Source organism: Amycolatopsis echigonensis, from assembly GCF_014174495.1.
GTDB classification, from domain to species: Bacteria; Actinomycetota; Actinomycetes; order Mycobacteriales; family Pseudonocardiaceae; genus Amycolatopsis; species Amycolatopsis echigonensis.
The window spans coordinates 32,022-43,199 of record NZ_JACJHR010000077.1 but is presented as its reverse complement, the minus strand read 5'-3'; the positions used below and the strand labels follow the sequence as shown (position 1 = coordinate 43,199).

At 70.5% G+C, this 11,178-nt stretch carries 8 protein-coding genes and 1 pseudogene; 3 read left to right on the top strand and 6 right to left on the bottom strand.

Going from position 1 to position 11,178, the window contains the following annotated elements; all coding sequences use genetic code 11:
* The 3 genes from H5411_RS47160 to H5411_RS47150 form a co-directional block, all read left to right on the top strand.
* Positions 1-372 (top strand): hypothetical protein (locus tag H5411_RS47160; protein ID WP_220817963.1); only part of this gene is annotated, 372 nt, incomplete at its 5' end.
* Positions 373-465: 93 nt separating this feature from the next.
* A complete protein-coding gene (locus H5411_RS47155; protein ID WP_220817962.1) occupies positions 466-1,980 on the top strand; it encodes a hypothetical protein in 1,515 nt (504 codons plus the stop codon).
* A gap of 24 nt (positions 1,981-2,004) precedes the next feature.
* Complete coding sequence (locus tag H5411_RS47150; RefSeq protein WP_220817961.1) at positions 2,005-2,442, top strand: hypothetical protein; 438 nt, start codon at positions 2,005-2,007, stop codon at positions 2,440-2,442.
* Positions 2,443-3,548: 1,106 nt separating this feature from the next.
* Here the strand turns inward: H5411_RS47150 and H5411_RS49880 are convergent.
* The 6 genes and pseudogenes from H5411_RS49880 to H5411_RS36535 form a co-directional block, all read right to left on the bottom strand.
* Positions 3,549-3,866: pseudogene (locus H5411_RS49880) on the bottom strand (WXG100-like domain-containing protein); the annotation flags it as partial.
* Positions 3,867-3,907: 41 nt separating this feature from the next.
* On the bottom strand, positions 3,908-4,645 hold the full coding sequence (locus H5411_RS36555; RefSeq protein WP_101440594.1) for a hypothetical protein: 738 nt from the start codon (positions 4,643-4,645) through the stop codon (positions 3,908-3,910).
* On the bottom strand, positions 4,642-5,040 hold the full coding sequence (locus H5411_RS36550) for a YbaB/EbfC family nucleoid-associated protein (protein ID WP_183126438.1): 399 nt from the start codon (positions 5,038-5,040) through the stop codon (positions 4,642-4,644). Before H5411_RS36550 ends, H5411_RS36555 begins: the two co-directional genes overlap by 4 nt.
* Positions 5,041-5,056: 16 nt before the next feature.
* Positions 5,057-8,350, bottom strand: coding sequence for a right-handed parallel beta-helix repeat-containing protein (locus H5411_RS36545; protein WP_183126437.1), 3,294 nt, complete (start codon positions 8,348-8,350; stop codon positions 5,057-5,059).
* A 19-nt stretch (positions 8,351-8,369) separates the two neighbouring features.
* Positions 8,370-10,919, bottom strand: a complete 2,550-nt coding sequence (locus tag H5411_RS36540; RefSeq protein ID WP_208637588.1) for a hypothetical protein — start codon at positions 10,917-10,919, stop codon at positions 8,370-8,372.
* 17 nt (positions 10,920-10,936) lie between these two features.
* Positions 10,937-11,167: a type VII secretion protein EccB gene (locus H5411_RS36535; RefSeq protein ID WP_101440591.1), complete on the bottom strand. Its 231-nt coding sequence runs from the start codon at positions 11,165-11,167 to the stop codon at positions 10,937-10,939.
* Positions 11,168-11,178: the final 11 nt, after the last annotated feature.

Sequence of the window (11,178 nt, the reverse complement as noted above, 5' to 3'; positions counted from 1 at the left end):
TCGTACAGCCCGGTGGCCGCGAGCGGGGAAAGCTTGCCGATCGGCTTCGCCGGGGACGGGGCTGGGCCGTTCTTGGGTGAGGTGGAGGCGGGGTTGCCCGGGGCCAGCTTGGCGGCGGGCTTCGCGCTGATGGCCGGGTTCGGGGAGGTTTTGGGGCTCGGCGTCGGCGACGAGGCAGCGCCGGAATTGACAACCGTGGCTGGGTTGGTGGGCGCACTCGGCGTTGAAGCGGGCTTGGCGGGCGGCTTCGAGGTGGAATCCGCGGCTGGGTCCGCGGCCGGATGCGCAGCCCGGTTCGGGCTGGGGTTGCCAGCAGCGTTCGGGCTGGTGCCGGTTCCAGTAGCGGGGTTCGGGCCCGGCTTCGGACTCTGACTGTCGGCTGGGTTCGTGCTCGGGTCGCGTCCCGTGGCGGGCTTCGGAGCCTCACTGTCGGCCGGGTTCGGGTCGGCAGTTCGAGCCGGAACGGTGTCTGGGTCCGGATTGGCGGCGGGGTGCGAGTCCGGGCTGGCGGCCGGATCCGGATTGGCCGGGTTCGGGCTGGCTTTGGTGTCTGTGGCCGGCTTCGGAGCGGTGTTCGTGATCGGATCGGTGGGGTGGTGGGGATTCCCGGTCGTCGGGCCGGGGGAGGCGTGTTCCGGGGTGACCGGTATGTGGTTCGGGTCGTTGACGGTCGTCTTCGGGGCGGGGCTCGGGGTCGAATCGATGCCTTTGACGCTGGCTGACGTCGGCGGCGGTACCGGCTTGGGCTGCGGGGTGGTGGCCGGGTCGGCGGAAGCCGGGGAGTCCGGCTTTGTGCTCGGGTTCGGGCTGGTGCTGGGGTTGGCCGAGCCAGTGGTGGTGGCGGTCGAACCCGGGGCACGGACGGAGTCGGCGGAGGGGTTCGCCGCAGTGATGTTCGGGTTGGGGGAATCGGTCCCGTTCGGGCCATGCGCCGGCGTGGGGGAAGCGGTGCCGTTCAAGCCGGGCGACGGGTTCGGGGAAGTGGTGATGCTCGGGCTGGGCGACGGGGTTTGGGAAGTGGTGATGCTCGGGCTGGGCGACGGGGTTTGGGAAGTGGTGATGCTCGGGCTGGGCGACGGGGTTTGGGAAGCGGTGATCCTCGGGCTGGGCGACGGGTTCGGGGAAGGAGTGCCGTTCGAACCATGCGCCGGGGTTGACGGAGCGTTGGTCGCGGGGGCCGGGTTGGTGCGGTCAGGCGAGTTGGGGGCGGTCTCCGGCCCGGAGCGAGTCGTCGGGTTGGAGGAGACGTTCGCCTGGCTCGGGTCAGTGGCGGAGTGCGGGGCCGCGGTCTGGAGACCGCCGAAGCCGGGGAGGCCGGTGTCGTGCTGCGGGGTCGGCGAGTCGCTGCCGCTGGTCGCGGGCGGTGAGACGGTGCGGCCGCCAGATGGGGCATGGCCATTCGTGCTGGCGGGCGGGTTTCCGGTTGTGGACGAGCCCGGAGTCGGTGGTGGGGTCGCGTCTCGAGACCCGGCGTGGTCGGGTGCGGCCGGTGGCGGGGTCGGGGACCCGGTCTTGACTGAGTCCGATGTGGACGGAGGCGGGGCGGCGTGGTGGTCGGTGCCGTTCGCGCCATGGTTGGTCGAGGCGGAGGTCGAACCAAGGGGCGGGTTGGCGCCGGTACTGGGAGACGGGGCGGTGTTGCTTCCCGGATTCGGATGGGGGCTCGCGCCTGGGTTCGTGTTCTGGTTTCCGACGGTCGTGCCGGGGACGATGCTCGGGTTGCTGTTCGGGCTGAGGCTCTGGACGCCCGACGGGCCGGTGGTGCGACCGCCCTGGTTTTCGACGCCGGGATTGGTGCCAGGAGGTGTCGTGCTGTGGTTCATGCCGCCGGGCGAGGTGGTGTCCCCGGTGGGGTTGTTGCCGGGTGAGGTGGTGTCTCCGGTGGGGTTGTTGCCGGGCGTGGCGGTAGGCCCGGTGGAGTTGCTGCCAGGCGAGGCGGTGTCTCCGGTGGGGTTGCTGCTGGGCGAGTGGGGGCTTTGAGCGGAGTTCCCAGCCAGGCCGTTCGTGGGGGCGTTGCTCGTCGTGTTCGGGGTGTTCGCGGGGTTGGAAGTTGAGGTGCCCGTGGGGTTGTGGTTGCCGTCCGGGTTAGGGCTGCTCGATGAGGTCGAGTTGTCCGTGGTGCTGTGGCCTAGGGAGGTGGCGTTGCCGGTTGGCTGCGAGCCGCTGGGGGAGTTGGAGCTGGTTGCCGCGTCCGGGTTGTGGCTGCTCGTAGACGTCGAGTTGGCGCTGTTGGGGGCCGGCGAGTTGTTTGCGGAGCCGGAATCGCTCGCCGAAGGTGAGTTGGCTGCGGAGTTCGGGTCGCCGGTAGATGTGCCGCCGCTCGTCGAATGCGAACCGGTCGCGGAGTCGGGGCCGCCAGTGGAGTTGGTGCTTCCGGCATGCCCGGTGCCGCTGGTCGCGTTGGGACCGCTCGTGGGGTTCGGTCCGGCGGCCGAATTGTGATCGCCGGTCGAGTGGGAGCCGGTCGCGGAGTTTGAGGTGCTGCCGCCCGTCGCGTTGCTGGCGGAGTTCGGGCCGCTGGTCGAGGGCGAGTTGCCGATGGAGCTGTTCGACGGGGCCTGGTTGTTGCCCGCCGAGTGGGAGTTGTTCTGGCCGTCGCCGTGTGCGGCGTTGTTGCCAGCGCCGCCGGAGGTGTTGGAACCGCCGGGAGCGGTGCCGCCGGTGCCGTTGGTGCTGTGTGAACTGCCGGGAGCGACGCCGCCCGGGCTGCTGGTGCTGTGCGAACCGCCGGGACCGACACCGCCGGGGCCGCTGGAGGTGTTGGAGCCGCCGGGACCGACACCGCCGGGGCTGCTGGTGCTGTGTGGACCACCGGGACTCACGCCACCAGGCCCACTGGAGCCGTCCGAACCGCCAGGACCAACACCACCGCGACTACCGGAGCCGGAGGAATCTCCAGGTCCACCCGGATGACCGGAGCCACCAGGCGCACTCGGCCCGTTGACCGGGTCCACCTTGATGTTCCCGGTCCCGCTCTCCCCGCCAGGGTCGTTCGGTCCCTTCCCCTGCCCTCCGTCACCGCCGCCGGTGAGTTTGTTGTGCAGGTTCTCTCCGGCGTGGTGGGCGCCGTGGGTGGCGGCGCCGGTCAGGCCGCCGTTGAGGGCGCCCCAGCCCAGGCTATCCAGGTCTCCGCCGAACAGGCCCGCGCCCGCCAGGCCGACAACCACCTCGGTCGCCGCTTCAACTCCGGCCGCGCCGAAGACGTTGTGGCCCCATTTGCCGAGACCGCTGTGCGCGCCGGCGGCGAACGCTCCGCCGATCCCGCCCAGTGCGGCGTTCTGGCCGATCTGTTTCCAGTCGAAGCCGTCCCGGTTTCCCTGCGCGATCTGGATGAACTCGGCCAGCATCTCCTCGGCCGCTTCTTCCGCGGCTTCCTGCGCGGCCTCTCGCGCGACCCTCGACAGCAAACTCATCAAACGCGACATCAGCGAGCGTTCGATTTGCATCACCGCGGTCCGCCCGGCTGCCCAGATTCCCGGGATCAACGGGGCGGTGAACGGGTTCGTCATCGCCCAGATCAAGTCCGCGGCGGTGACCGCGATGGAAATGAGGATGCCGTATTTCGCGTTCTCGACATTCAACGCGTATTCGCGCAGAGCCGCGGCTTGCTGCTGGGCCCGGTAGGAGAAACCGGCCCCCATGGTGCTGAGTTTGTTGGCGTAGTCGGCGAAATTGGTCGCCACGTCGCCGCCTACATTGGCGACGACTTGTTCCGCCAGTTGGCTGAACCCGGTGCCCGCGGCGGAAATCTCCTGCGCGACCTGGTCCCATTCGGCAGCCAGTTCGCGTGCTTTGTCCTCGTCGCCCTGCGGCCAGGCGTCACCCGCGATGATGTAGAACACCCAGTTCAGGCTGGGGTCCACCATGAGGCTCATCGCGGGTTCACCTCCTCAACGGGCGCGGAAAGTCAGGATTCTGCCGGGGGGATCGGCGGCTCGGCGGGGACCGACTTGGCCAGCCACACCTCCCTCGGCCGCGTCCGAGCGGTGACTTCGCCCTCGGGCGTCTCCTCCTTGTCCTCGACCGCGTGAACCGGTTTTTCCGACCGGACGAAGACTCTCGACTCGGTCGGTTGCAGCGGGGTCGCCGCGGGGTGCCCGACCGTCAGATGCCGCACGCGCTCGCCAGGCTCCGCCGGCACGCGGTCCGCGATCCGGGCCCGGACCTGCTTGGCCGGAGCCCAGCCGCCGCCGTCCTCGGCTTCCGGCTCTTTGCGCAGCAGCTTGCCCTGGATCCGCACCCCGCGCTGGTACTCGGTCGGAGGTGCGTCGGAGGAGCCGCCGGGGTCGGCCTTGCGGACCTTGTCGTGCAGGTCGGTGAAGTTCTTGAACAGGGAGTTCGCCCCGTCGTAGGCGCCCTGGTCGGCCTCGCGGAACGACGTGGCCATGTCGCCGATCGCGTCGCGGGTCGCTTCCACCGCCAGTGCCCAGGCGTTGATGCCGTTGTAGATCTCGGCCGCCGACTGGATGTTCGTCGCGGAGAATTGATTCCCGTTCTTGTCGTTCCCGGCCGCGTCCCTGATCCGGCTGGGGTTCGCCAGGCTCTGCACCCGCTGGGCGAGCGTGCGCAGTTCGGCGCTCTTGCCGTCGAATCCGTCGCGGCCGCCGTCCAGCCCGTCGGCGTCGACGAAAAACTGGTCTGTCACGGCAGGTTCCCTTCGTCGAATCCCGGCACTCGCGCCGAGAACAGAGCGTTGACATCCACTTTTCCGCTCATCAGGTCCTGCGCGGAAATCCCCGGCGGCAGCATGGGAGCCATCATTTCCGCGGCCGCGGCGACGGATTTCTGCCGGGCGGCGGAGACGGTTTGCACGATCACCGAGGCCAGCTCCGCGGGGGCCATGCGTTTATAAGCGCTGGTGGGGAAGGAAAGTTCGGTCAGCTCACCGGTGCGGCCGACGGTCGCGGTCACCTCGCGGCGGGCGGAAGTGACCGTGCTGGTGGCGGTTTCGACGTCCTGGCGGGCTTGGTCGAAATGGTCGCGCTGGTGCTGGTAGGCCGCCATCGCGTCCTCGAGCATCTTTTCGTAGTGCGAACTCATCGGTCTCCTCCCGGGGTCAGCCGACCGAGGCCAGGCCGGGCCCGAGGGCCATGGCGCCGGTGTCGGGCGGGCGGATGCCGCGCAGGTCGGCGGCGGCGAGCGTGCGGGACGCGGCGGCGGCCGACAGCGTGCGGGCGAGTTCGTGCGCGGCGTACGCGGTGTGGTCGGACGCGGCGGACAGTTCGTGGGCGAGCGCGTCGCGGACGTCGTCGGGAACCTCGTGGCCGCGCCGGACCAGCAACCGTACGGCGATCTCGGCAAGCTCGTCCACTGTGTACTCGCCGAGTTGCCAGCCGTACGGGAAGGCGTCGCGCAAGGTGGGCAGCTGGGCGAGCAGTTCGCCGACGCGGTCGCTTTCGCCGGTGAACACCACGACCGGATCGGCGGGTCGGCGGGCGATCATTTCGGACAGTGCTTCCAAGGCTTCGATGCCGGGCGTGTGGGGCGAGGTGTCCCAGTCGCCGTCCAGGTCGACCACCAGGGTGCCGCCGGACGCGTCCTCCACCGCGGCTCGGACCAGGTGCTCGGCTTGGCCGGGCCATTGCGGCGACAGTTCTTCGGCGAGGTTGCGGTGAACCAGCTGCCCCATCGGGGCCATGCCGAATTCGGAGAGGATTTGTGCGTACAGTTTCGCGTACTCCGACCGCCCGGTGCCGCGTTTTCCGCTGATCACCAGGTTCGCCTGGTGGCCGAGTGGTTGGCGTTCGTGGGTGAGCCTGCCGAGTTTGAGCAGCAGCCGTTCGGCGTTCTCCCGCACCGCTTTCTGGCCGACCAAACCGCTGAGGCGCTTCCACCCCGCGCTGGTCTTGACCGCGGCGGCCGGATCGGCGGTGACCGAAACCGCCGACTTCGCCGCGGAAGGCAACTGCGCCAGTTCGGCCTGAAGATCGTCGGCGGTGAGGCGGTTCAGCTCGATGTCTTTGGACGGCGGATTCAGCGCGAGGCGCGAGGCCTGGTTGTTCACCATCGCCTCGAACAGCTTGCGCGCGACACGACCGTTGCCGAACGTCGAGTTCTTCGGCACCCGCTCGAAATACTCGCGCAGCGCGGCCAGCGCGTCGTCGGTCATTTCGTAGTAGTGCTTGCGCGTGAGGCCGGTCGTGATGGTGACCAGTTCGTCGACGCTGTAGTTCGGGAATTCGATGGTGCGGGTGAACCGCGACGCGAGGCCGGGGTTCGACTGCAGGAACTGCTCCATCTGCTCGGAATAGCCCGCGACGATCACCACCAGCGAATCGCGCTGGTCCTCCATGATCTTCATCAGCGCGTCGATGGCTTCCTGCCCGAAGTCCGGGCCGGAACCGCCGGTCGGCGCGCTCAGCGTGTACGCCTCGTCGATGAACAGCACCCCGCCGATGGCCTTCTCGACGACCTCGGTCGTCTTGATCGCGGTGGACCCGATGTACTGGCCGACCAGGTCCTGCCGGGCCACCTCGATCATGTGCCCCTTCGACAGGATGCCGAGTTCGGCGAGCACCGTGCCGTACAGCCGGGCGACGGTCGTCTTGCCGGTGCCGGGCGGGCCCGCGAACACCAGATGCCGCGACATCGGCGGCATCGGCAGCCCCATCCGCTCGCGCATCTGCGACATCTTGATCAGGTTGATCAGGCTGGTGACTTCCTTCTTCACCCCGGCCAGCCCGACCAGCGCTTCCAAATCTCCCAGCGGGCCTTCGAGCACCTCTCCGGCGGCCTCGCTCACGCTCTGCTCGGGGGTCGCGAAGTCGCTCGGCGGGCCGGCGGGCACCGGCGCGGCGGGCCGGGCGGAATCGGTGCTCAGGTTGGCCACGTCCGCGTGCTCGCCGCTCACGGGTTCGCCCGAGACGTCGTTGACCACGCAATCGCGAACGCTGACCGGCTCGGTGGTTTCCACGTGGAAGCCGTCCTCGCCCGCACCGAGGATTTCGCATTCGGTGAACGACGCCTGAGCGGAGACGTACACGCCGTTCCCTCGGGCATTGCGCACCCGGCAGCGGGAAGCGGTCAGCGCCGAGCCCGCGGCGACTGTGATTCCGTCCACTGTGGAATCGATGATCTCGCAGTCCTGCAGGGAGATTTCCGCCGTTCCGGAAACGTGCAGTCCTCCGCCGCGCACCTGCACCGACTTCGCTGATGAGGGCGCGCTGGCGGCAAATGAGACTGCCTTGTCCGCCGTCGAATCAACCCGGAGGTCGGTCGCGGTCAACCGGGCGTCCTCGGTGACCTGCACGCCGATTTCCCGGCCGGTGTCGATGGAGGCGTCCGCGAGGTCCAAGGTGGACTGTCCGGAGAGGACGATCCCGGCACCGCTGTCCGGCGTCATCCGCAGCCCGCCGACGGTCACGGAGGATTCCCCGCCGACCGACATCGCGGTGTGCGTCGAACCCCGCACGGTCGCGCGCTCGAACCGCGGTCGCGCCTGGTCGTCGACCAGGATTGTGACCGGCGAGCCGTCGAAGGTGCAGTCCACGAACTGCGGCGCGGCGGTTCCGGTGGCCTGCACCGCGTTCGCGCCCGCCCCGACGAACACGCACTCGCGCAGCAGCGGCTCGGCGGACGCGGCGATGTGCGCGGCCTGCATCGGCGCCGAACGGAACTGCGACGACGCCACGGAAACCCGGCCGTTGCTGGTCACGTACAGGTCGACGTTCGCGCTGTCCCGCACAGTCAGCCCGGTGATCGTCGCGCGACCCTGCTGTTCCACGACCATCGCAGGTTTCTGCGCGCCGACGATCTCGCACTGCTCGACGATCGCGCCCGCTTCGCCGTTGACGCACACCCCGTTGCCCGCAGCGCCCTGCACCGTGCAGCGGCGCAGCACGACCGAACCGGTCTCGGCCACCACAACGCCGGACGACGCGGCATCGACGATCTCAGTGTCCTCAATGGCCGATTGCACCGGCGAGGCGATCACGACCCCGGCACCGCCGGTGCTGGTCACCGTGCAGCCCCGCAGCGCGAGCGAACCCTCCAGCCGGGCCAGCAGGGTCGCCCACGATGTCCCGGACAACCGGCAGCTGTCGAGCGCCGCCTCGCCGCGGACGACGTCCACAGTGACCAGCTGGTCGTCGGCACCGGTCAGGACGAACCCGCTGAGCTGCACCGCCTCGGCGTTCGCGACGAGCACGCTTCCGGTGTTCGCCACGATTTCCACGGTGCCCGCGCCCTGTTCGGCCACCAGCGACACCATGCGGTCCACCACGAGGTTTTCCTCGTACCGGCCCGGGTGCACGCTGATCGTCGCCCCCGGCTGCGCCTGCGCCAGCGCCGCGCCGATGGTGCCGAAGGCGCCCGCCCGGTCGCCGCCGACCACGAGCAGCTGTCGGTTCATCGTCTCCGCCTCTCCCTGCTCACGCCAGGCCCGGGAGCGCCCCGAACCGCTCCGCGGCCTGCTCGTCCATCACGGTCCGGACCAGGTCCTCGCCCGCTTCCGCCCACGTCTGCACCGTCTGCCGGAGCGAGTTCATGGCCAGCTCGTCGAGCGACGCCCGGTCGTTCGCGACCCGGCCGGTCTCGTCGATCTCGCTCGCGGTCAGCTCGCGCAGCAGCACCGCGCCGCGCGCGCCCGCGGCCGGTTCGCGAGTCTCCAGCACCTTGAAACTGGTCCCCGGCACGAACAGCACCCGGTTCTCGACGCCGCCCTCGCTCGGTTCCAGCAATTTGGTGCGCCGTCCGGTGATCGACCACACCAGCACGTCGGTGTCGCCGTCCACAGTGGACGACGGTTGCGTCAGCGCGTTGAGGAAACCCCATTCGGTCAGCACTTTCCGCCCGTCCAGCAGCGGCCACGCGGACGGCGGCAGCTCGGTGGCGAACGTCGCCGGACCGCGGTGCGAGGGCAGGCGGCTCAACCCGGCCACGACGCACCGGGCGACCGGAACGTGCGGGCCGTTCGCGCCCCGCCGCAGTCCCGCGTCGATGGTCGAGCCCTTGGGGGACAGGTAAAGCTGCACGGCCACCGCGTCGGTCAGCACCTCGGCCGAGGACGAGGTCGACAGCACGCCCTGGAATCCCGGGTGCTCGGACAGGATTCGCGCGACGGTGTTCGACATCAGGCCGTATTCCGCGCCGAGCGATTTGCGCAGCCACTGGCGTTCCTTGTCGACGCCGCGTTTGGGCAGCAGCGCGGTCGATTCCGCACCGGGGGTTTCCTGGAAACGCAGCTCTGCCGGTGGTTTCGGCGCGGGCTCCGGCTTGTCCGAAGTGGACACTGGTTCCGGCTTCTCCGCAGGACCGGACACCGTCGGCAGCTTTTCCGGAGCCGGGATCGCGGGCTTGGCGACCGGCGGTTCGACCGGTTTGGCCGGGGTGACGTCGGCCGGAGCGAGGTGCGTGAGCGGCTTCGCTGCGGGAGGCGCGGCGGAGACCTTCGCCGGGGGAACGGCCGCCCTGGTTTCGGCGGGAGCGGCGGCTGCCCCGGGGAGGTCGGCCGGGGCGGGAACTTCAGCGGGTGCGGCCGGAGGTTCCGGCTTCGCAGGCGTGGCGACCGGGCTGGGAGCAGCGATCGCCCCCGGAACCTCCGTCGGCGCGGCGATGCCCAACGCCGCCGGAGCCGCGGGCCGATACGCCGCCGGCGGAACAGGCGAGGCCACGACCGGCACCGGATGCCCGGACTCGATCGCGTCCAACGCCCGAGCCGCCACCCGCGGCCGGGCACGTTCCGCCAGCAGCGCGGCAGCGGGCAGCACCCGGCTCATCCGGCGCGTCTGCTCGTCCAGCCGCGCCAGCAGATCCTCCGCCAGCAACCGCATCCGCGACGCCGACCCCTCGTCAGCGGCGTCAAAGGTGAGGTTGTGCACCGCGGCGTCGAGAGTGATCTCGCGGACCGCGGCCGACGAAGGACCGTCCTGCGGCGGACGCACCAGCAGGCCCGACTGCACGACCTCGACCACCGCATCCGGCGAGTACCAGTAGACCGCGGGGGCTACCTGGTCGAGCCCGTGGATCGGCGGGCGGTGCGAAAGCAGTTCCGGCAATGGCGTTTCGTCGGCCGAGCGCGGTTCATAGCCGAGTTCGGTGGTGAACGGACGCCAGCCGAGCTGTCCGTCGTACAACACCGTCCGGAGAGTCGGCAGCTGCGGCGAACCGACCGGCACGCCCGCGTAGAACGCGACCGGCTTGCCGAGCAGGTCCGCCAGCGCCTGGCCGATCGTGGCCTCGCCGGGCACCGCCATCGGGCCGTAGTGCACGAACCGAGCCTTGGCCCGCACCTTCTCCGGAAGCTGCACCCACAGCCGGGCCGCGTCGTCCAGCGCGAGCGGCGGGCAGCCGGGGCAGCCGAGCACGATCGTCATGGTGTCGTGCTGCGCGGGCATCCGGGAGATCAGCGCCCTGCGGTGGTGGCGCTGGGGAGCGTCGAAGCCGACCGGACGGACCCACAGCCCGCCCGGCAGCGGCTCCGCGACGCCGCGCGAACTCGTCGGGGTGAGCTCGGCGGCGATCCCGGAATCCCAAGCCGGGCGCGGGAACCGTTTCGCCTCCCAGGACGGCGGGCGGCCCGGCCGGAAGCGGACCCAGCCGCCGCCGCGTCCGGCGTGGACGAACAACGCGCCGCCCGCGCTCGGGATCACCGAACCGTCCGGCGCGAGCACCGGGCGGTTGATCCGCTCGGCCAGCCACTGCCCGGCCAGCGCGGTCGTCTCGCGCGAGCGCCCGCCGATCACCAGCCGCACCCCGCGCCGGCGCCGCGGCAGCGCCTTGGCCACCGATTCCCACATCGAGATCGGCGAATCCACCGGCAGGTCGACGACCACCAGGTCGTGCTCGGGATCGGCCGCGACGCCGAGCGCGAGCGACTGAGCCTGCACGGTCATGCCCTCCGCGAGGTGCACCACCAGCGCGTTGCCCACGGTCTTCTTCTCCAAAGCGCCGTCGCCGCGCCGGATCAGCGAGAGTTCCATGGCTGCCCTCCTTCCGCTCAGGCCCGGCGTCCGACGGCGGGCGCCGCCCCGCCGGTGTGGTGCGCGATCAGCCCGTACACGAAGAACCCGACCGCGATCAGCAGGCCGAGGACGAGCCCGACCAGCAGGCCGACCCAGGCCCGCCGGGCGGGCACGTCGAGGTGGCTCGCGTCGCCGAGCACCAGTGCCGAGGTCATCCGCCCGATCAGGAACGAGTACGCCTCGACGTGGTCCTTCTGCGTCTGCACCAGGTCACCTC

Bases quoted from the DNA above. Each gene is read 5' to 3' on its own strand.
- H5411_RS36550 (WP_183126438.1), bottom strand. From the start codon at position 5,040: ATGAGTTCGCACTACGAAAAGATGCTCGAGGACGCGATGGCGGCCTAC.
- H5411_RS36545 (WP_183126437.1), bottom strand. From the start codon at position 8,350: ATGAACCGACAGCTGCTCGTGGTCGGCGGCGACCGGGCGGGCGCCTTC.
- H5411_RS36540 (WP_208637588.1), bottom strand. From the start codon at position 10,919: ATGGAACTCTCGCTGATCCGGCGCGGCGACGGCGCTTTGGAGAAGAAG.